This window comes from Acidithiobacillus sp. AMEEHan, from assembly GCF_030996345.1.
Taxonomy (GTDB): Bacteria; Pseudomonadota; Gammaproteobacteria; order Acidithiobacillales; family Acidithiobacillaceae; genus Igneacidithiobacillus.
The window spans coordinates 2,384,807-2,405,508 of record NZ_CP118747.1; the positions used below are offsets into that span (position 1 = coordinate 2,384,807).

14 protein-coding genes, 1 tRNA gene and 2 pseudogenes are annotated in these 20,702 nt (G+C 52.3%); 11 read left to right on the forward strand and 6 right to left on the reverse strand.

Annotated elements, in window-relative coordinates; translation table 11 throughout:
• Position 1: 1 nt before the first annotated feature.
• The 5 genes from ORD17_RS12130 (at position 2) to ORD17_RS12150 (ending at position 3,551) form a co-directional block, all read left to right on the forward strand.
• Positions 2 to 2,146, forward strand: a complete 2,145-nt coding sequence (locus ORD17_RS12130; RefSeq protein ID WP_308388751.1) for a cbb3-type cytochrome c oxidase subunit I — start codon at positions 2 to 4, stop codon at positions 2,144 to 2,146.
• Positions 2,147 to 2,203: 57 nt separating this feature from the next.
• Complete coding sequence (locus ORD17_RS12135) at positions 2,204 to 2,842, forward strand: cytochrome c oxidase subunit 3 (protein WP_308388752.1); 639 nt, start codon at positions 2,204 to 2,206, stop codon at positions 2,840 to 2,842.
• Entirely contained in the window at positions 2,839 to 3,204 is a 366-nt protein-coding gene (locus tag ORD17_RS12140; RefSeq protein ID WP_308388753.1) for a hypothetical protein, read from the forward strand. The genes ORD17_RS12135 and ORD17_RS12140 overlap by 4 nt, the downstream gene beginning before the upstream one ends.
• Positions 3,205 to 3,248: 44 nt before the next feature.
• Positions 3,249 to 3,425, forward strand: coding sequence for a hypothetical protein (locus ORD17_RS12145; protein WP_308388754.1), 177 nt, complete (start codon positions 3,249 to 3,251; stop codon positions 3,423 to 3,425).
• Between the two features lie 50 nt (positions 3,426 to 3,475).
• Positions 3,476 to 3,551: transfer RNA gene (locus ORD17_RS12150), tRNA-Thr, on the forward strand.
• A gap of 402 nt (positions 3,552 to 3,953) precedes the next feature.
• Here the strand turns inward: ORD17_RS12150 and ORD17_RS12155 are convergent.
• The 6 genes and pseudogenes from ORD17_RS12155 to bcsA form a co-directional block, all read right to left on the reverse strand.
• Positions 3,954 to 5,281, reverse strand: a pseudogene (locus ORD17_RS12155) (IS256 family transposase).
• Positions 5,282 to 5,366: 85 nt separating this feature from the next.
• A complete protein-coding gene (galU, locus tag ORD17_RS12160; RefSeq protein ID WP_308388755.1) occupies positions 5,367 to 6,272 on the reverse strand; it encodes a UTP--glucose-1-phosphate uridylyltransferase GalU in 906 nt (301 codons plus the stop codon).
• A gap of 140 nt (positions 6,273 to 6,412) precedes the next feature.
• Entirely contained in the window at positions 6,413 to 7,795 is a 1,383-nt protein-coding gene (bcsZ, locus tag ORD17_RS12165; protein WP_308388756.1) for a cellulose synthase complex periplasmic endoglucanase BcsZ, read from the reverse strand.
• Between the two features lie 117 nt (positions 7,796 to 7,912).
• On the reverse strand, positions 7,913 to 8,644 hold the full coding sequence (bcsS, locus tag ORD17_RS12170; RefSeq protein ID WP_308388757.1) for a cellulose biosynthesis protein BcsS: 732 nt from the start codon (positions 8,642 to 8,644) through the stop codon (positions 7,913 to 7,915).
• The gene (locus tag ORD17_RS12175) at positions 8,641 to 10,851 is read right to left on the reverse strand and encodes a cellulose biosynthesis cyclic di-GMP-binding regulatory protein BcsB (RefSeq protein ID WP_308388758.1); all 2,211 of its coding nucleotides are present in this window, start codon (positions 10,849 to 10,851) and stop codon (positions 8,641 to 8,643) included. Before ORD17_RS12175 ends, bcsS begins: the two co-directional genes overlap by 4 nt.
• A complete protein-coding gene (bcsA, locus tag ORD17_RS12180; RefSeq protein WP_308388759.1) occupies positions 10,848 to 13,349 on the reverse strand; it encodes a UDP-forming cellulose synthase catalytic subunit in 2,502 nt (833 codons plus the stop codon). The genes ORD17_RS12175 and bcsA overlap by 4 nt, the downstream gene beginning before the upstream one ends.
• Positions 13,350 to 14,074: 725 nt before the next feature.
• Here bcsA and ORD17_RS12185 point away from each other — a divergent pair.
• The 6 genes and pseudogenes from ORD17_RS12185 (at position 14,075) to ORD17_RS12210 (ending at position 20,699) form a co-directional block, all read left to right on the forward strand.
• The gene (locus ORD17_RS12185; RefSeq protein ID WP_308388760.1) at positions 14,075 to 14,389 is read left to right on the forward strand and encodes a hypothetical protein; all 315 of its coding nucleotides are present in this window, start codon (positions 14,075 to 14,077) and stop codon (positions 14,387 to 14,389) included.
• Between the two features lie 78 nt (positions 14,390 to 14,467).
• Positions 14,468 to 14,608: pseudogene (locus ORD17_RS12190) on the forward strand (ISL3 family transposase); the annotation flags it as partial.
• A 147-nt stretch (positions 14,609 to 14,755) separates the two neighbouring features.
• Positions 14,756 to 16,168 (forward strand): MFS transporter, encoded by a 1,413-nt coding sequence (locus ORD17_RS12195; protein ID WP_308388761.1) that lies wholly within the window; start codon positions 14,756 to 14,758, stop codon positions 16,166 to 16,168.
• Entirely contained in the window at positions 16,169 to 17,047 is an 879-nt protein-coding gene (locus ORD17_RS12200; protein ID WP_308388762.1) for a PfkB family carbohydrate kinase, read from the forward strand.
• A 52-nt stretch (positions 17,048 to 17,099) separates the two neighbouring features.
• A complete protein-coding gene (locus ORD17_RS12205) occupies positions 17,100 to 18,533 on the forward strand; it encodes a glycoside hydrolase 100 family protein (RefSeq protein WP_308388763.1) in 1,434 nt (477 codons plus the stop codon).
• A gap of 3 nt (positions 18,534 to 18,536) precedes the next feature.
• Positions 18,537 to 20,699, forward strand: coding sequence for an HAD family hydrolase (locus ORD17_RS12210; RefSeq protein ID WP_308388764.1), 2,163 nt, complete (start codon positions 18,537 to 18,539; stop codon positions 20,697 to 20,699).
• Positions 20,700 to 20,702 lie beyond the last annotated feature (3 nt).

The following is a 20,702-nucleotide window of genomic DNA, read 5'->3' on the forward strand; positions in this document are numbered from 1 at the left end:
TATGTTGGTTAACGTACCTGGACCCTGGAGTCCATTATTGGGACGCTTGGCCCTGTCTGAGGTTCCCTATACAAACCCCATTCTTGCGCCTTTGTTCGTAGTCATCGTCATTGTTGGCATCGCCTTGGTGGCTGGAATTACGTACTACGGTAAATGGACTTATCTGTGGAAAGAATGGTTTACCACCGTCGACCATAAAAAGCTCGGCGTTATGTATATCATTCTCGGTTTGGTGATGTTGTTTCGAGGTTTTATCGATGGCCTCATGATGCGCACCCAGCAGCTCCTCGGCGACGGCCCTGGAGACAATGGCATGAAGGTGATGGGCGCCATTCATGGCTATCTGACGCCGTTTCATTTTGGTCAGATCTATAGCGCCCATGGCTTGATCATGATCTTGCTCGCCGCCACGCCATTATTGGTAGGGATCATGAACATCATCGTGCCGCTGCAGATTGGCGCTCGCGATATGGCGTATCCCTACCTCAACGCCTTGGGCCTGTGGATCACTGCCGCCGCCGTGGTTCTGATCATGGCGTCTCTGTTTCTGGGCGACTTTTCCCACAATGGTTGGTTCGGTTATGCGCCCATTTTTGAACTCTCTTACAGCCCGGGAGTAGGCGTAGATTATTGGATTTGGACCTTAGAACTCGTCGCTCTGGGAACCACCCTCGGCAGCATCAATTTTCTTGCCACCGTCGTCAAAATGCGCGCTCCCGGCATGACCTGGAGCCGTCTGCCGGTATTCACCTGGTCAGCCGTATCGGCCAACATCATCGCCCTCACCTCCTTTCCCTGCCTGCAGGTCGCTCTGGCCTTGGTAGGTGCCGACCGCTACCTGGGCACGCACTTCTTTACCGCCGGCTTCGGTGGCAACTTGATGCTCTATACCAATCTCTTTTGGCTCTGGGGTCATCCCGAGGTGTATTTTGTCATTTTGCCCGCCTTTGGCATGCTCTCGGAAATCATTCCTGCGTTTTCGGAAAAGCCGATCTTTGGCTACACAGCGATGGTTTTGGCAACTTTTGCCATTGCCGGAGTGTCCTGGATCGTGTGGTTGCACCACTTCTTCACCATGGGCATGGGTCCCTATGTAAGTACGGAATTCAGCGTCGCAACGATGTTGGTGGGTATCCCGACCGGCGTAAAAGTCTTCAATTGGGCTTTTACCATGTATAAGGGACGCATCACCATGAGCGCCGCCATGCTCTGGGCGGTTGGCGCATTGTTCTTGCTGCTGATTGGTGGTCTGACCGGCATGATGCTGTCCATTCCCGCCATCAATTACATGGTCCATAACAGTGTATTCGTGGTTGCCCATTTCCACATGATGCTGTTGTGCATCGTGTACGCCGTTTTTGGGGCGGTGATTTTCTGGTTTCCCAAAGTCTTTGGCTTCCGGCTCAGCGAATACTGGGGAAAGATGATGTTCTGGCTCTTTACCGCCGGAACCGCTCTGGTGTTTTTCCCGATGTTCATGCTCGGCTTCATGGGCGAGACCCGACGCCTCGATTGGCCTTTCAATCCGCAGTGGGCGGGCTGGTTTGCGGTGCAGGAAATTGGCATTGCCGTGTATTGCCTTTCTGTTCTCGCATTTGTGTGGATGCTCTATGTCAGTATTCGCGATCGTGTAAGAAATCGCGTGCACAGCTGCGATGCTTGGAATACCTCCCGCAGCCTCGAGTGGCTCACCGATACTCCGGTGCCCTTTTACAACTTTGCCATGGTTCCCCACGTCAACGCCCGAGACGAAGCGGCCTGGCGGCGGGAGCATGGGCTAGAGGGGACCCGTCCGGACCACTTCAAAGCCATCCATATGCCTAACAATACCGGCATCGCCGTCTACATCGGCGCGATGACCTTCCTCGTGGGCTTTGGACTGACCTGGAGAATCTGGTGGTTGACGGTAGCGGCTCTGGTCGCAGCAGTACTGCTGATGATCTATCGCTCGGCCAAGGGAGATCCCGGCTATATTATTTCCGCAGAGGAGATGGAGCGTCTGGATCGGGAATCGCGAGAACGCATGTTGGGGAACACCCAGTCCGAACCCATACGCGGTGGCTATCACGGGGGTACGGCAACAGCCTACTCACCATTGAAGTCAGAGCAGACCGGCACGCCGCCGAGTTCACGGGATTCCTTTTGATTGGCACGCTGCCGGACCGATCCGGCACCGTCCGCCTACCCCATGTAAGGAGTACTTATGAGTAGCACACACGATGTTTCCATCGACCCCAGCCAGGCGACCCTGTGGTCCGACGACTACGAAGGGCATGACGTTATTTCCACTCGGACCTTCGGCTTTTGGATGTATGTATTGAGTGACGGCATGCTCTTCGCCACCCTCTTTGCCGCGTATGGTGTGTTGAGTTACAGCCACAGCTATTATACCGGCCCGACTCCAGCGCAGTTCGTTGCGCCCTGGTACACTTTCATTCAGACCATGGCACTTTTCTTGAGTGTGCTCGCTTACGGTTTTGCGATGACAGCTCTCAAGCAAGGCAACAAAACTGGCGTCATCAATGCGATCATTGCATCGATGGTTTTGGGCATTGTTTTTCTTGGCCTTGATATCCATGATGTATTGCGCATGATCGGCATGGGGGTCACCCCAGAAGTCAGCGGCGGCCTCTCCGCTTTCTACGCTCTCACCCAAGTCCATGCCGCACATATCTTTGTTGGATTGCTATGGATGCTGGTCATGCTGTACCAGATTGTGCGCCAAGGTTTCAGCGAAGATGTCGTTGGCAGATTGCTAAGTCTCCGTATGTTCTGGAAGTTCCAAGCAGTCATGTGGGTGTTTATTTATGTCTTCGTTTATCTGTGGGGGTATATGTCATGAGTCATGGACACTCTGATCCTATCCATCATCCCGAAGTTCAGATGGCCAGTAAGTCCCATTACGTCACGGGCTTTGCTATCGCTTCCCTGCTGATGCTGGCGGCTACTATCCTGGTCAGCGGCCACGTACTACCACCATTTGCCCTGCTCCTCGCGATTGTTGGTTGCGCTGGCCTAGCGATCATCGCGCAGGTCTATTTTTTGTTGCATATCGACATCTCCGAACACAACATCTGGAATACCGTGGCACTTGTCATGTTCATCCCCCTCTTCGTCATTACCATTGGCCTAACTTGGTGGATGTTCTCGCAACTCTACCTGCGCACTATGCCGATGATTCCCGGCATGCCAGGAATGCACTGAGCAAGCACCGGGGGGTCACCTGATCCCCCACCCCGAAGGAGTTTATGATGCACGCGGAAATTCCCATCGCCCTGGCCATCTTATTGATCCTCTTCGTGCTTGCCCTTATCAGCGCCATGATCCTCCTGCGCTACCTGATACATATCGACGCGCAACAACAGCGCCTGGATCAGAAGGCCTCAACGCCAGCGCAGCAGCCGCACCTAAAGTCTCAAACATAGCTACGGCCGCTTGGTAAAAAGTCCGCCCGCCCCTATAATCCGAGAACCGTGCCGGCATAGCTCAGCAGGTAGAGCAGCTGATTTGTAATCAGAAGGTCACGAGTTCGATTCTTGTTGCCGGCACCAATTAAAACAACTAGTTAAGATAACATCTTGCACTCTTTTTTTCCGTCTTTGGCTACAGTTCTGCCAAATTTCACTGCTCGCGTTGAACCTCAAGGACAATAGAGCAGAGGTCGTTCAGCCACCCTCATGGGAATTCTGGCTTACCTCGGGCTTTTTTATGAGCCAAAGAAGACATGGTCCGACCCCAATAGACCCCCTTCATCTGCGTGGCGCGACGGTTCACGAAGAAGACAAAGCAGTGCCCAAGGGATCCCACCCCAAGAACTGCCGTACCAAAGCCGACAGCCCATCGAAGGGCTTGCGCATGTCTACCGGTACTCGGCAATTGAAGCCCGGATACGCCCTTCGGGAAAGAATAGGAGCTACGGTAAAGAATGGTGTATGAGGATTTGCTGACATGATTCAGGTGGCGTCCTGTTGAGGGTCCGCCAGGGTTTCATAAGCCGGTACCCAATCGATAAAGATCACCCCGGCAAAGAGGTCGCTGAGCCTCTGGGGGTGCTGAATGCCTCGCCACCGTTTCTCGGCCTCCTGCAGGAGCTTGAAGCTCAGCCCGAGAAAGCTGCTGCGGGAAACACAATTCTTGGTGCGGCTAGTCCGCTGGCGACCCGTGGCACAGGTTGACTCGATGGCATTGCTGCTGCGGATGTGCTTCCAGTGCTCCGCCGGGAAGTCATAGAAGGTGAGGAGTACGTCGCGGTCTTTCTGCAGCTTCTCCACCGCCTTCGGATACTTGGCCTGGTAGTTCCGTACAAAGGCTTGCCAAGCCTGCTCTGCCGCTTCCCGGGTCTCGGCCATCCAGATGTCCTGCAAGGCGGCCTTGGCCTTGCTCTGCAGCCGCTTGGACAGCTCATTGAGGATGTTGGCGGTCTTGTGTACCCAGCAGCGCTGGTGGCGGGTGTCCGGATAGATCTCGGTCAAAGCCGACCAGAAGCCTAGCGCACCGTCCCCAATGGCCAGCAACGGCGCTTCCTGCACGCCCCGGTCGCGCAGATCCCGTAGTACCTCCAGCCATGACGCTTTGGACTCGCGCAGACCGTCCGTGACCGCCACGATTTCTTTTCGTCCCTCTGCGGTCACGCCAATGATCACCAAAAGGCAGAGCGCGGGTCATCCTCCGCCCGCAAGTTGGTGTAGATGCCATCGGCCCGCCGGCATGCGTAGCGTTTCCCCCGTAAAGATCGGCGCTGCCACTCGGCGTGCTCCTGCGCCCACTCGGCTTTCAGGCGCCCCAGCGCGACCGGGGACAATCCCTGCGCCTGCTCGCCCAAGAAGGCCACCAGGGCACTGCGCAGGTTGCCGGAAGACACTCCGCGCAAACACAGCCAAGGCGGAGCGGCAGCAATGGTCTGAGAACGGCGGACATACGGAAGCACCAGGCGTGAGCGAAAGCCAAACCCCGAACCCGAGCGGTCGCGTGTCTTGGGTACCAGCACAGGCACAGGGCCTAGGCGGGTGAGAATCTCGCGCTCTGGTTGGTAGCCATTACGCACCACTGCCTGCCGACCATCCCGCGTGCGCACCGTGCGCAGCTCCTCCAAGGTGGCCGAAAGCTCGGCTTCCACCGCCTGCTGAATCAACTTCTTGGCCCCTGTAGCAGAATCTCTTCAATGCCCACTCCAAGCTCTGCCCATTCTCCCGCTACTTTGCTATCTTCTTTCACGGCGCATTCCTTTGTTGCTGATCGGATCTCGAAACCCTGTTCTAGCAACAGTGCGCCACCCCCTCAAGTCAGCTGTAACCGGCCCGTACACCAGATTCGATCATAGCTCCGGCATGACCGACAACCCGCAACAAAGTGCGGACGTTAGATTCTTACGTCGATTCTTCAAGCGAGAAGCGGTGCAACAAAGATCGAGAGAGCTGCGCCAGATACTCTGAAAACGCATCGCCCACTTCCGGGTGTCTTTGCGCAAAGGCGATTGTGGCCTGTAGATATCCTAATTTGTCGCCACAGTCATATCGTTTTCCGTTGAAGAGATAGGCGAGGACTTGACGCTCGCCAAGAAGACGGGATATTGCATCCGTGAGCTGCAATTCACCACCCACACCAATTTTTGTTGTCTCCAGAAAATCAAAAATCCTAGCGGGAAGGATATAACGGCCAACCACACCAAGGTTGGAGGGGGCCTCTTCCGGACGCGGTTTTTCAACGATCGCGCTAACTTGGTAGATGCCTTTTTCCCATGGACGTGCGGCGACCACACCGTAGCGATTGCTGTGCTCGATAGAAATCTCTTCTACTCCCACAATGACCGTCTGATATCGCCGATACTGATCCAGCATCTGGCTTAAGACTGGGATTTCCGCAAGCATCAGGTCATCTGCGAGAAGAACGGCGAAAGGCTCATCACCGATCACTGGGCGGGCCGTAAGCACGGCGTGGCCCAGACCTAGAGGATATGGCTGTCGCAAAAAAATGGTGCTCACGTGCTTAGGAAGGATAGACCGTACCTGTTCCAATAGCTTATTCTTGCTCTTCCTTTCCAATTCCACTTCCAGCTCGTAAGAAACATCGAAATGGTCCGCTATTGCGCGTTTACCTCTGCCAGTTACGAAAATCAATTGATCACATCCTGCCGCGATAGCTTCCTCAACAGCATATTGGATCAACGGTTTGTCCACCACTGGCATCATCTCTTTCGCACTCGCTTTTGTCGCCGGTAGAAAGCGAGTTCCCAGGCCAGCAACAGGAAACAATGCCTTTCTGATCTCATTCATACAGTCCTCCCAGTTGATTCCTAATTTCCAACACTAGCAACGCGCGTTAACTAACCTATTGTTGTCTCAATGCAACCACAAATGTGACTCCATAATTTTATCTTCGTCGTGCCCAGGAAAATTTAAAATGTTCGGACATATCAAGGCGCGTTCAACTCGTCCCACAATACTACATGCGGAGATTTTGCTACATCGCCAAGGTTTTTTTTCTGCTGCATAGCAGTTGCTCTGGCGATAACCACGTTGGGCCCAATCACTTGTGGAGACCCAACCAGTCCTGGCGAGAGGGCGTGGCCGTCCGCTATATCATCCCTTACAGCGCGGACATACTGCAGTTCCAGCGAGGGAGTATCACGACCCGAATTTTCGGTGCTCAAATGATCGGGAGACCACCATGTCTCTAACTCCCCGTGTCGCGAAAAACGGAAAGCATGAGAAAGATAGCCAAAAGCGAAAAGCGCGAGGTTCTGATCGTAATAGTAAGCGGGCTTCCCTAACAAGCCAGACTGACGGTCAAAACTATGTTGCAATCGTTCCGTTTGCCTTGCTACTGCTCGAATATCGTGAGTAGCCACGAGAAATGGAAGAACCGCTGCGGAAAATCCCGCCGGCCCTTGTCCTTGTGGCTGACCAGTCAGACTGTTCGCTGCAACGGGCGGGTAGTTCTGCTGGTGCAAATAAGCGGCCATGCCAAAGAGACTCTGCATTAACTCTTGGGCGAAAGGTTTTTCACCTTTTGACATTCCTGCCCAAAGGTAGACCCTTATCGCGTTATAACTGCCCTCGTCACCTTGCGGTGGAACAAAAGTCCGACCATCAGCATCTAACCCAATCCAATCCGGTGCGAAACCTTTCGGACTGATCATACGCATAAAATTGGGAAGCTGCGATGCCATCACTTGCCAAGGGCCTGTCGAGTCTGCCTGAGCCAAGCCCAACAGCAGCGGCAATGGCATGTAACTGGGGTTAAAAACATATCGGCGATACCCTAGGGAAAATCCATAGGAGCCAGGCAAAAGCATTGGCGTCGAGCTTAGCTTCATAGTGCGAGCATTCACTCTGCGCGCGAACGAAATGTTGACCACCTCCTTGTTGGCGATAGTTTGCGCCAGCCGTAACCCCAATGCTCGATATGCGGGACGATGCCACAGACGCCCCGCTTGTATGAGCGTGTACGCTAACCAGAGATCGGCGTCAGAAGCAGAGTGCGCGCTAAGTAGTGTCCATTTTCCCGGGGATTTTTTTCCCCAGAGCCAACCTGGCAATTTTACTCCCAACTGACCTGCCGCGAGATTATCGTTCGTCCAAGAAAGGATTTCGGCGAAGCGGCTAGGCTCATTGGCAACTAGGGAAAAAAACAGGGCGTAGGACTGTCCCTCAGAAGTACTGATTCCTCCTCGGTGGATATCAATCACACGCCCTTGCGGGTCCAGGAAATGCCTGGAGTATGCCTGCCAATAGACAACCCACTTTGCCACCGTATTCGGTAGGAGTTCGACTGCCAAGACTGCATCGCTGCTCATCAATGCCCCCAAACACAGTAGCCCTACCATCAGCAACCTGCCTGGATTTGCCATATATTACCCTTATTACATTCACCAAGGTCGCAAGCCAGAGCAAGTTGGAAGAAGGCACAAAAATCAGAAAGTCTTGCTCAGAGAAAGCGCCGCGTAACCAACATTAGCTAAGCCATCTTGTTGCTGCATTCCGCCATCCAAGGTTAGCCCCCAGCCCTGTGACAAACTGACATCGACATACGCACCATATTGCCGGATCTGGTAATTACGTCCACCAGAAGGAATGAATTCAGGGCCACAATGCCAGCGCGCACCCAAGGGGATTCCGAATCTCAGTCTGGACCAGTATGAATCCTGGCCAAAAGCATAACTACCAATGCCTGACAGATAGAATCCATGACTCAGAGGAAGATGCAATTGCACCTGGGGAACAAAGGTAAAACTAGACCGATAGGGTCCACCTGCTGGAATTGCCGGTTGCAACGAAAAATACTGATAGCCAAAGCTACCGGATATATTCACCTGCAGCACACCAACAGAAAATGCATAACCGAGCCCAAGGGAAACCCCGGGGACCCGTGCTTGCACCAGTACTGGTGCGTCACCCACACTACTAGAATAGTGAAAGGTAAGATAGTTGAGAAAAATTTGTCCATAAAGTCCACGCCCGAGAGCGCTGCCGACGAACGGTTGAATCCAGCCAAGGTAGTCATATGAGCTTTGTGCGGATTGCTGAACGCCAACAAGCGCAAAATTTTCGCCCATGGCCGGCTTAGCAAAAATGCCAAAGAGAAGCACGGTTAGAACGAAAGATCGAAAGCCGTACGATAGGATAGTAGGATGAGGGAATCTCATTTTGTCCTGCCTTGGACACCATCCAAAACTTGACTCTCCGCTGGTAAACGCCGATATCGACTGCGCACTCGGGTATAGATCAGCACGGACATCGCCAACGCAAGTGCGAAAAATAATGCAATAGCAAGCCATACGTGTCTGCTTACCCACACGCCTATTCCACCACTGGCGCCAAAGGCGAAAAAAGGAATGTCTTCCATTGCCACAGCGTGTACGCTCTTGCCGCCGGTTTGCCACCAATCGGTAAAACCCCGAAGTTGAGGCCAAAGATCAAAGCCGATCAATGAATCCACGCCCCCTTCCAATGTGCCTGGCTCGACAGCAGAAAACACGATCAGCGGATGTTCGTGGTAGCTCGAGCTCAGCGCCAGGGTTTGTTTTTGCAAATGAAAATCATAAACTGTTAGACTGTGTCCGCTTCCGGGCTCTATGTTGCGCAACATCCGTGTAAGCTCCCAAGTACCTCCTCCCGTATTGCTCGATTTGATTCCCACTGAGCGTCGGAGGGTGCTTGGTAATTGTGACAAAGGTGCTATGGCAAGTATTGGGCCATCGTGCAGATCGTTGCCGAAACTTACATGAACGGGAAAAACCTGCCCGTAAATCTGGGCGATCTTACCAAGTAATGTCACCATAGCCGATAACGTGTCTGAGCCGCTATGTTCTGGTAAAACCAAGTTCACTTGCTGTCCGGGTCGTAGCCCCAGCATCCCTGCGGAACTAAGTGCGGTCAGATCGAGATGGCGTAGAACACTCCCCCCTTGCCAAGTAAACGTCGAGTCGGAAAATACACTCAGTTGAAGATTGTCCCGCTCCACGTTGTACAGAAAATCATGGCTAGAGGCAGGAATCAGATTGGGCACCAGGGTTAAAGTATTCCATCCTGACTTTGCTACAGTGCTGGGGATGCTCACCGCATACTTTAGGTATTTACCGCCTGTAGGGGAGTTAAGAGGTATCGAACCTTCCAAAGCACCATTAAAAAGAACGTTTAGATCAGCAGTACCCGACATCCCGGCAGAGTAAATTAGGTTTAGCCGGAGTTCACCATCGCGCTGCCACCCACCGTTCCAGATCCGCACAGATATAGGCCCACTAAACCCATTGAGAGTTGCTGTCTTGAATCCTGCCGCTGACAATGGAAAAGTGGAACGCGCAAATGGCGTCACGTTTACCGGTAGGGTCTCGGACTTGGAATCAGAACCTATTTCTTTCTGTAGACTCAAGCTTGAAACTGGAGGGAAGTGCAAATGTTGATCGGCGAAGGTCTCAGCAGCCTGGAGGACCTGGTCTTGATCCCTCCCGGTCAAGATGAGTAGATAATGGTTAATATGGTTAGGGAATTGTCGAATAAAAATTGATGTTTTGGTTACCTCGCTAATGCCAACCTGCTTAAGAATTTCTCCTATCTCATCAGTCGTTCCTACGATAATCGCTATGCGACTATTTTCTGGCAACTTGTGAACTATGCTGTCGAAGCCATAATCAGTGCGATTGACTTGCAACATATGCCACTGAATTTTTACGGGTAAGAATTGATAACGCAAACCTATGCCTTGCGCCACGTAACTTATCGCCTGTAGATTATCTTTATTCGGTGGAGAATAGACCGCCACTTTTGGTGCATAATTCAGGGCTGCCCTATCGAAAAACCAATCCATGTGATCGAGAAGCGCGGGAATTGGTTTGGGAGTAGTCAAATACGCAAAATCAGAAGCGCGAGGGTCCAGTTGGACCCAATTTAGTTCCGAGTCGCCGGTGACCCCAACCAGCTTCAAGATCAGACTGTGAAAGCCGGGGTCGAGATGCTGCGTGGGAATTGCAAATTTTTTGTCTACATCTTTACCTGATTGTACGTCTAACTGAGCAATGGTTTCCCCATCAGATTCCGCCTCTAACAGAGCCGAATTAGCCAAGCTGCGGGATACGTGTCCGTAAATATGCACATTGATCGAGTTGACCTTCTCTCCAAACGGGATAGAAAAAGGAATGCGAACAGTCGCGCCATGGCCTTGGAGGATAATCGGCGCCTTGCTACCTATCGTGGTAGCGAAGGCCAGCTTAACCATCTTTTCATATGTTGGCTGATTCACGTTGTCACTTTCAGAGACAGACCCATCCGAGGCAGTTGCTATCAGACCAGAGTCCGCCCAAGTCCAACTGGGCCAGAGAAAGACCATGAGGAAAGCCAGTGCCGACCACTTCATGCCGCGCCTCCTTCAGGCTCCAGCGTTGACGGAACGACCCACATAGCATCGAGATCCGAAATACTCCGAGAGGAGGGTGGTGTAGGGGCCACGTTTTGTGGAACTGGAGACATCGTCGGCGTCCGGAAGTCGTGACTGCGACGTATCCATACCACTGAAAGTGGAACCTGGCAGACGCGCTGAACCAGATCCGTTATTGGCATATCACGCAACAAATGCCAAACATGCTTGCCACCAAAAACCAGCGCAAGGCGCATGAACAGCATTAACGCCCCTAAAATGCTCCGTGATCGCCGACGCTCGCGCGCCAAACGCAAAAGATCGTTGCTGGAGCCATAGGCAATGTTGACGGCGGTTATGACGTTCTCCACATCACTATGATCAAACAGTACAGACAACAAGATCTGTTTTCCGGGAACCGCATCACGCATCCCACTAACCCTTGCACGCAGCACTTCGCCTGCTCCAAAATCCAGGGAAATGTCAGACCCAAGATGGATCGATCCCACTTCATGATCGATAGCCACGGAAGCGCCTCGCCAAGAAATATCCTGGGTATTTCCAAGCACCGGCTTCTTGTTCGTACCGAAATTTATCGCTACCTGTTTCCTCAATGGAACTCGGGCAGAAGTGCGACGCTGAGGCTTCTCATGGGCAACCCCAAGAACAGCGAGTAGAAAGAGAGTGTCAAGCACTGCCCAAAACATGACAAAGCCAATCGCATCAACTTGAGCTCCAACTTGCTGAATGAGCTCTACACCAGATAATATGGCAGCGATATTTACCAACAGCAACACATAAAAAGGCCAGGACAGCACGGAAATAAAATGGCGGTCAAGATACTCGCCTTTTGGTGTAACTTTAAAGTTTGGAGATTTTGGGCTCCAGAAAACTTTTGTCATCGCCGTAGCTATGAATACGCTCTGCAGGGTTTCATATACCTGCGAGATGAATGGCCAACGCACGCGACGATAGTAATGCTGCGCAACGATCAGTGAACTAGCTAAATAAGGGACTAGGTACACCAGAAGCTGTTTAGGTGTCGTATGACAGATAGTGATACCAAAAATCAAGTATGCTGGAGGTGCCATTAGCAATATGAGACGCGAATATGCGAACAGCCAATAGACAATCAGATTGGTATAGAGCAGCTTTTGTACTGTTTTCAACCCCTTCTGAAACCAAGGATTCTTTAACAGAAATATTTGTAGCATCCCTGTTCCCCAACGTACCCGCTGGACGACCATCCCCGTGACGGTTTCCGGCTGCAAACCACTCACCATAGCTTTATTCAAATAGAGGGTACGATATCCCAGGCGCATCGCATCAATGGTTGTTTCTGCATCTTCCGTGATCGTTTGACCGGCGATCCCCCCAAGCGATTTCAATACAGGCTCACGTAAAACCGCAGCCGATCCGCAAAAGTAGGAAGTGCCCCAAAAATCTAGTCCGGGCTGCATGACGTCATAGAATAACTCGTTCTCTCCCGGTCCGCGCGGCAACAACAAGTTTTTTTCGACCGGGTCTTGTGTTACGAAATTATGAGGAGTCTGAACTAGGAATAATTTATCATCGTGCAAGAAGAACGGTACTGTGCTGCGCAAAAAATCACGGGTCGGAATATGATCGCAGTCCAATATCGCAACTAAATCTCCCGCTGAAACCTCCAAGGCATTATTAATATTTCCTGCTTTCGCATGAGAGTTATCCCTCCGGGTCAGGTACTTTGCTCCAAATCTGTCAGCCAAAGCATGCAACTGATCCCGACGCTCTTTGGCGCTCGCTGCTTTCTTTACATCTGGCTGCTGGCACTTCTTTTCGGTACCGCCGTCATCCAAAAACCAAACTTGGAATTTGCTCTTCGGATAGTCGAGGTTCACCGCTGCTGCCAAGGTGGGGACGATTACATCCAGATCTTCGTTGTAGGTAGGTATAAAAACATCCACAAACGGCAGTTCCAACTCAGCTTTAGGCAATTCTGGTATGCGGTGGTCAATTGGATTAATGTTCACCAAGTGATTAAACATTAGCATAATAAAACCGTAAGACTCTGCTAAGAATAATAACCAGCCAGCTATCTCACTATCCAGTCCATAACCGATGGGCATGGTCTCCGTTGCTCGCCAATAAAGGTAACGCCACCCGAAATATGCGCTCGCAAAGATAATCGCGTAGCGAGCAAGTAATTTACTAACTGCACTTTTCCGGTGCAGATCCCAATTGTATAAAACTAGCATCGCACCAATCAGGAAACACGAGACGTATATCTGTGCTGATAGAGGCGCCTGCACCTCTGCAACTTCTGCTATAATGAGGCATATGAGTGCCACGAGAGCAAAATCGAAAAAATTGCGTGGTTGCCAACTACGATTCGCAAAATACAGTGAGACCTTACGAACAAATACGTTCCGAAACGTTCTTTCCGTAGCAATATAGAATGACATATAACTTCGAAAAGCACCAGCAAAGACTGCTGAAAGGGCCGCTACGTATCGCATAATCAATTCACTCCCTTATGTCAAGGCGTCGGCACACTAAATTCACTTTTACTCGCTATTCACACTCCTGCACTGTTCAGAAGGGCGCTGCAATCGCGTTTGGGCTCTACCACGATCATGAGTGATCTGGCCAACAATCGCTAACTTGACGCCCAATTTCATAAAGCAATATTCGTTCCGCACAATACTTGCTACCGACAGCGCCAACGTCTCAACTATTTTCATGATTTGGAATATGATTAATACCTCCCTCTCATGTTGCAGAAAAGGAGATTTTGTGGTGCAGCCTGCCCATCGTTGGTGCGCATCGCGATTCTTCGCACCGGCGTGGTGCGGAGCCACATAGCTGCGATGTTTGCAGAATGACGGATGCCCTGGAGGATCAGAATTATCGCGCCACTCATGTAAGCTTGAAACATGTTTAGTTGTCGTGCGGTAACAAAGGCGGTGGCTGATCAATCAAATTCGGCAAGAAACTTTACGTAAATGTAAAACTTTTGTTACAGTCAAGCTGTCGGACGGTTATTGGGAAAAGCCGATTGAGTTGAATCCATCGTCTGCTTGGAGTACTTAAAAACTCCATTTCCGACGCGAGTGAGAATTTGCGACTTGGCAGGACCAAAGCAGAGGCCGCACTGAAAAATCAGCGAACGAATGGAAGTGTGAGGTGCCCTGAGCGGCGAGCTTTTGCTTCTTTACGATCAATAATGTCGTAGCGCTGCTGCATGAACCAATTCCGTCTCCCCGCCGATGATCTTGAGTATGAAGTGTTCTCCGCTCTCTGGGAGCTTGGCGCTGCCTTTGTGCGCGAGTTGCACGATGAACTTTCGGCGCGTGTGCCACGGGGGTTTACGACCACTGCCAAGGTAGTGGATCGAGAGCGGTCGCGGTCGCGGAATCTTTTGTCTCGCTTCGTAGGCGCAAACCCGCAGTATACCGTCGCAGCCTTGGTGCAGGCGGCAGAAGAACTTGATCCCTCCCCCCTCGAAGGACTCGGAAGGGCCATTCTTGAGCACAAGAAATCCACGGGGCAGGAGTGATCCGATGCTGATGATATTCATCCTGCTTTTCGGTGGGTTATCGCTGCATTTTTTGCCTCTCTACCTACGGACGACTAGATCACTCTGTTGATGGCTCTGGAGAAGAGGCGCTTGCTCTACACCACACCCGGCAAGGACGCAGCGGCCTTTGCCCGTTTCGCAGAGGATCTCCAAGCCCATATTGGTCACGCTGAGCACATCACCGGGGTTCAATGTGACCCCCTGAAGCGATGTTGCCACCCCCCCTTCAAATGGATTCAATCGGGAGATTTCATCATCGAGGGAACCAAACTGTCTCTAGGCATTCACAATACTTATGGGCTTTGGAGTCACGTTAACCACTCGCCACCTGCCAGGAGGGGTTCCATGACGGATGCTAAGCGCGGTACCTTTCGATCATTTCGCGAAGAATGGGTCATACAACGTGTCCGCCTGATGGAGGAGCGGATGGCGCGCCTCCGCCAGGTGTTGGGTGAACCGCGACGCTGGATTTCCATATGGTTTCTCGCGTATGCACTCCTGGGCGCTGTTTCATCAGGCTTACTGCCTATCTTACTGCCACTGATGATTGTTGGGGTCACCCATCATCTCAGCTGGGTTGCGTATGTTATGGGGGGATTCAATCTCGGACTCCTCACCTCACCCCTGTGGGGCGTTATGGCGGATCGTTACCGCCTTTATCGCCCAATTTTTTATGCCGGCTTCTTAGTCTTAGCCGCGTCCTTGGCAATCATGCCCTTTGTACCGGGCATCATCCCTTGGACGGCGCTGTCCTTCCTGGCGGGTGCCGGCACATCGGCGGCGGCGACGATGGCGAGCCTCTTCGTCGTCGAATTTGATCCGCAAAATGACTGGGAGCCCCGGCTTGGATGGTTGCAAACGCTGAATGGAGCCGGACAGGTGATGGGACTGTTGGTCGCCGGCATATTCGTGGCGAATTTTACCGTGGGACTCCTATGCTCCGCAGCGATCATTCTCCCGGCCCTTTGGCTCGGCGCTAAGGGGCTTCCCAGTAAATCGGAGATTGATTGGAGGGTGCAGGTGGGTCAGCGTATGCGGCGGGATCTGGACTGGCGTTTCCTCGCCATCTTCGGCAGGCCCGAGCTTCTAGCTGGTGGGATTTCGCGCTTTTCCCATCACCTCTCGCTACAGGGCGTGAGGCGTCTTTCGGAAGTGTTGGGCAGTCGCTTTGGCCGATTTTTGTTCTCCTGGTTTATCGTCGCATTTGGCGTGGCAGCATTCTTTGCCTACTTCCCGGTCGCCATGCAGCATGCCTACCACGTCGCGCCCGCTCTTACCTCCAGTACCTACGCCGTTACTGCCGCGATTGCCCTCGTGCTGTACTCTGTAGGGGCGAGATTATCCGGGAAATATGGTGCTGGACGCGTCTATCGCTGGTCATTGCTACTGCGTTTTCTTGGCTTCTTGTTATTGCTGAGCGTTTTCTATTTGCCCATTCCAAAGGCCGTCATCGCGCTCATTGGCTTTGCCTTGATCATTCTTGCGTGGCCGTTGCAAAGTATTTCCGGAATGACATTGACTGCGCGTTTGACGCCGTTTAGCCAAGGGTCAGCCATGGGATTGTTCAACGCCAGTGGGGCGATTGCGACGGTACTGGGCACCTTTTTGGGTGGGCCTTTGGTGGCAAGCATCGGCTACCCAATTCTATCCATCCTGGCGTTGGTGGGCATACTCTTGGGTTGGATGAGTGGACAAAACTTGCAGCCAGAACAGGTCGTTCGGGAAAGTTTGGAGAAAATCAGCATGGAAACCACATGAATGGACGGTTGGATTTTTGGTGAATGCCTGCTGGATGACTTTGGGGATACGCAGCGGGTTGGTGGAGCTCCCTTCAATGTTGCGTGTCACCTTTGGTCGCTGGGCAGTAACGTACGCTTTATCAGCAGATTGGGAAAGGATCCTTCCGGCGCCCGGATCCGAAACCACCTCCAGCTTTGGCCGGACGCCCGGGCAATCTTGCAAGAAGATGCGACACTGCCGACAGGGAGGGTACTCGTCCACGATTTAGGGCACGGTGAGCACCGTTTTGAAATTTTGCCCCATCAGGCCTACGACGCGATCCAATATGACAAGCCATTGGTTGACGCTACACGTAACCAATCCTTTTGGCTCTATCACGGGACTCTGGCTCTGCGCGAAAACGGTCCCAGCCGAAATACATGGCGCCAATTGGCTTCGCGTGCAAATTGGCGCTTCGTGGATATCAACTTGCGTGCTGGCAATTGGGAAAAGAACACTCTCGAGGAGTTTCTGACTGGGGCTTCGATATTGAAATGCAACCATGAGGAACTTGCCCTATTGGGAAAAGAATTTTGTCTGCAGGGAGCCGATTTAGCTGACACTATGGCGGCCCTGGGCCAGCGTTTTGCCGTAGCAGAGATATTGGTAACGGCTGGCGCCCAGGGCGCGGCGTATTGGGACGGTAGATCTCTCCATCAACATCCTGCAGTACCGGTACAAATTCGGGACACCGTTGGTGCAGGAGATGCCTTCAGTGCAGGATGGATATACGCGCGACTACAGGGACGTGCCTTTACCGAGTCCTTACGTTTGGCGAGTCAGTTAGCGGCGCAGGTATGCGCCCTGTCGGGAGCCCTACCGAGTAATCCCAAGGAATTTTATTGTAAGCTTGACTAGGCGCATTTGATGCGCCACCGTCAGACAACAGACAGGTTGAAGGAGAATTTCGTTGATCCCGTCAGAGCCCTGTTTTTCGTACCCGCGTTACGCAGGCGCCAGCCCAGCACTAGACGATGCTTACCAATTAATCGAGGATGCGAAGGTATTTTATCGTGGGCAGTTGGTAGGCACGGTTGCTAGCGTCGATCTCAACGCGCCAGCAAGCAACTACGCCGACTGTTTTGTGCGGGATTTCTTTCCGGTTGGTCTGATCATGCTATTGGAAAACCGGGAAGACGTAGTTCGATCCTTTCTTTATCTGATCATGCAGTTGCGGGGGCAGCAAGAAGATCTCGAAGGCCAACAAATTGCGCCTGGAGTTCTACCGGCCTCCTTTCGTGTGCAGCATGATGAGTCTGGCAACGAGCGAATCATTGCCGATTTCGGCGATCGAGCCATTGGCAGGGTGGCGCCAGTGGATTCAATGATGTGGTGGTCGATATTGCTGCAAGCATATGTACATTACACCGGTGATATTGCTTTTGCGCACGGCCCGGAAATTCAGCGGATGCTGCGGATGATCCTGAGTTTGTGTCTGCAGAGTCGTTTCGAGGTCTTTCCAACCTTGCCGGTCCCCGACGGCTCCTTCATGATCGATCGGCGCATGGGAGTCTACGGCCACCCTCTCGAAATTCAGGCCCTATTTGACAGTACGTTGCGTGCTGCCTCTTTGTTACTTCCAGAATCTGGGAGCCATTGGTTGTTGAATATGGCACAACGGCGGCGCGAAATTTTGCGTTCCTATGTGCAACGATATTATTGGTTGGATATGGACGTGCTCAACCGGATTTATCGTTTTGAAACGGAAATGCTTGGTGAGAATGTAGAGAATTTATTTAATATTCATCCCGAAACGATTCCCTTGTGGGTACAGGATTGGCTTCCGGATGATGCCGGGTACTTCGTTGGCAATTTGGGACCCGGAAGAATGGATTTTCGGTTTTTCGCGCAGGGTAATCTGCTGATGTTGGCAACTGGTATGGCTACCGCGAATCAGCGCGTGGCGTTGACCAACCTGATCGAACAGCGTTGGACCGACTTGATTGGGCGCATGCCCATGAAGCTGGTTTACCCCGCTATCGAAGGGGATGAATGGCGACTGATTACTGGCTCGGATCCAAAAAACATCCCCTGGTCTTATCACAATGGTGGGCATTGGCCGGTGCTGATTTGGCCTCTGGTATCAGCACTGCTGAAAAGCGGGCGAGCAGACCTCGCGGGAATGGCCTGGAATTTGGTCGAAAAGCGCTTGATGTTAAATCGGTGGCCAGAATATTACGATGGTCGTTTAGGTCGATTGGTAGGGCGACGCGCCAATATCGGGCAAGTGTGGAGTGCGGCGGGATTTCTTCTTGCGCGCTATTTCTTGGATGATCCTGGGTTGTTGCTTCGCTTAGGTATTGACGAACCTAGCCCTGCTGAGGTTAGCGAGGTGAATTCTTAGCCCATGACCGTAGACAAGCAATTGGTAGAACCGGCGGATCATCCGCAAGAAAAGGGCTCGCCGTTGCTTTACTTGGTGCTTATCAGTATCCACGGGCTCATTCGTGGCCAGAACATCGAGCTTGGGAGGGATGCAGACACCGGAGGTCAGATACTTTATGTACTTGAGCTACTTCATGCTCTGGCGGCACATCCGAAAGTTTCACGAGTTGACCTGCTGACCCGTCAAATCATCGATCCTAGAGTGAGTGATGACTATCAACAAGAACAGGAAATTCTGTCGGATGAGCCGAAAGCACATATCATTCGACTCCCTGCCGGGCCCGAGGAATATTTGCCAAAAGAGTCGCTTTGGCCGTATTTGGATAGTTTCAGCGATCATGCGATTGAATACTTACGCAAGCAGGCACAGGCGCCAAGTGTCATACACAGTCACTACGCCGATGCCGGTTACGTAGGCATGCGCTTGGCATTACAGCTTGGCGTCCCGCTGGTGCACACGGCTCATTCCCTGGGCCGCAGCAAGCGGCAACATTTGCTGGCTTTTGGCGAATCCGAGACAGTCTTGGAAGAGAAATACCGATTGTCCCATAGAATCCACGTAGAGGAAGAAATTCTTTCCACGGCTGCTCTTGTCGTGGCCAGCACCCAAGACGAGATCGATAGCCAGTACGGGATGTACGATCGAGCTAATCCTGAGCGCATGCGCGTAATACCGCCGGGGGTAGATCTCTCCCGATTCGCACCAGTTTCCCGTCCAGCGCCACCGATTGTTGAAGAGTTAAAACGCTTTCTACGAAATGCGAAACGGCCGCCAATTCTCGCTTTGTCCCGCCCAGATGAACGTAAGAACATTGCCGGCCTGATTCACGCTTATGGGAAAAATCCAGAGCTACAAGCCCGCGCAAATTTGGTCATTATTGCTGGAAATCGGGAAGATATACGTGATATGCCGGCAGGCCTCAGGCAAGTGTTAACAGAAATGTTATTCCTGATTGACTGCTATAACCTCTATGGGAAAGTTGCCTACCCACGGCAACATTCTCCCGAGGATGTCCCTGACCTGTATCGTTGGGCGGCTGATTTGGGAGGGGTATTTATCAATCCGGCGTTGACTGAACCCTTTGGGTTGACGCTGATCGAGGCGGCGGCTTGTGGTCTTCCGGTCCTGGCAACGGAAAACGGAGGCCCGAAAGACATTATCACCAACTGTAATAATGGCCTGCTCATCAATCCGTTGGACACGGATGAGATGAGCAGCAAACTGCTGGCCATTCTCAACGACGCAAGGAATCGGCGGCACTACGCGCAAAACGGGGTCGCCGCTGTGCGCCGCCATTACACTTGGCCGGCGCATGTTGAACAATACTTGGAGGCACTCAGAGAATGCCCGATGAATGCTCCCTCTACACCAGATATTTTGACCCCAAGAGAGCCTCGCGTTACCTCCAAACGACTGCTGTTCCTTGGTGTTCGTCTTTTGGACCAGTATCCGATCGGACCGGCGGATTTGGCGGCACAGTTATTTTCGCGGAAGCAGCGGGTAGCCCTGGGACTGGTGACCATGCGCCCCCTCTCCGAGCTTCTGATGCTTCTCAAAGAACGCGGCTTGGGGGTCCCCGAACTTCTCATTACTGGCGCCGGTACCTATATCCATTATGGCACAAGCCTGACTCGAGATCAGGCATGGAGCCGTCACATAGCAGTGAATTGGCAAGGTGACCGCGTCTACGATCTGCTTGCTGAAACAGCCGGCGTCCATTTGGCAAGCAGGAGTAGTCAAGGCATGTATACGGTGCATGGTTTCATTCATAGTGGCTCCGATTTTGGCGGTATCACGGCGTTAGATAGTCAATTGCATGCCCAGGATATCCCCGCTCGTGTCGTGGCAATCAATCCACAGGAGTTTTTGGTCATTCCGCAACGCGCATCTCTCGGTTTTGCCGTTCGCTATGTCGCCGATCGGCATGATATTCCCCTCGAGCATGTTCTGGTCGTTGGTAGCCCACAAGCTGACCTCGAATTATTGGGGGGAAATATTCTTGCGGCGCAAATAGGCGGAGGAAGCGAAGGGGCGCGATTGTCCGATGACGTTTATTCCTGTCAATCTGAGGGTCTAGCGGGGATCTTGGAAGCAATTTCCCACTATCAGTTTTTGGATATGTAAGGG

Bases quoted from the DNA above. Each gene is read 5' to 3' on its own strand.
- ORD17_RS12185 (WP_308388760.1), top strand. From the start codon at position 14,075: ATGAACCAATTCCGTCTCCCCGCCGATGATCTTGAGTATGAAGTGTTC.
- ORD17_RS12130 (WP_308388751.1), top strand. From the start codon at position 2: ATGTTGGTTAACGTACCTGGACCCTGGAGTCCATTATTGGGACGCTTG.
- ORD17_RS12135 (WP_308388752.1), top strand. From the start codon at position 2,204: ATGAGTAGCACACACGATGTTTCCATCGACCCCAGCCAGGCGACCCTG.
- ORD17_RS12175 (WP_308388758.1), bottom strand. From the start codon at position 10,851: ATGAAGTGGTCGGCACTGGCTTTCCTCATGGTCTTTCTCTGGCCCAGT.
- bcsS (WP_308388757.1), bottom strand. From the start codon at position 8,644: ATGAGATTCCCTCATCCTACTATCCTATCGTACGGCTTTCGATCTTTC.
- ORD17_RS12200 (WP_308388762.1), top strand. From the start codon at position 16,169: ATGGACGGTTGGATTTTTGGTGAATGCCTGCTGGATGACTTTGGGGAT.
- ORD17_RS12145 (WP_308388754.1), top strand. From the start codon at position 3,249: ATGATGCACGCGGAAATTCCCATCGCCCTGGCCATCTTATTGATCCTC.
- galU (WP_308388755.1), bottom strand. From the start codon at position 6,272: ATGAATGAGATCAGAAAGGCATTGTTTCCTGTTGCTGGCCTGGGAACT.
- ORD17_RS12140 (WP_308388753.1), top strand. From the start codon at position 2,839: ATGAGTCATGGACACTCTGATCCTATCCATCATCCCGAAGTTCAGATG.
- ORD17_RS12195 (WP_308388761.1), top strand. From the start codon at position 14,756: ATGACGGATGCTAAGCGCGGTACCTTTCGATCATTTCGCGAAGAATGG.
- bcsZ (WP_308388756.1), bottom strand. From the start codon at position 7,795: ATGAGCAGCGATGCAGTCTTGGCAGTCGAACTCCTACCGAATACGGTG.
- ORD17_RS12210 (WP_308388764.1), top strand. From the start codon at position 18,537: ATGACCGTAGACAAGCAATTGGTAGAACCGGCGGATCATCCGCAAGAA.
- bcsA (WP_308388759.1), bottom strand. From the start codon at position 13,349: ATGCGATACGTAGCGGCCCTTTCAGCAGTCTTTGCTGGTGCTTTTCGA.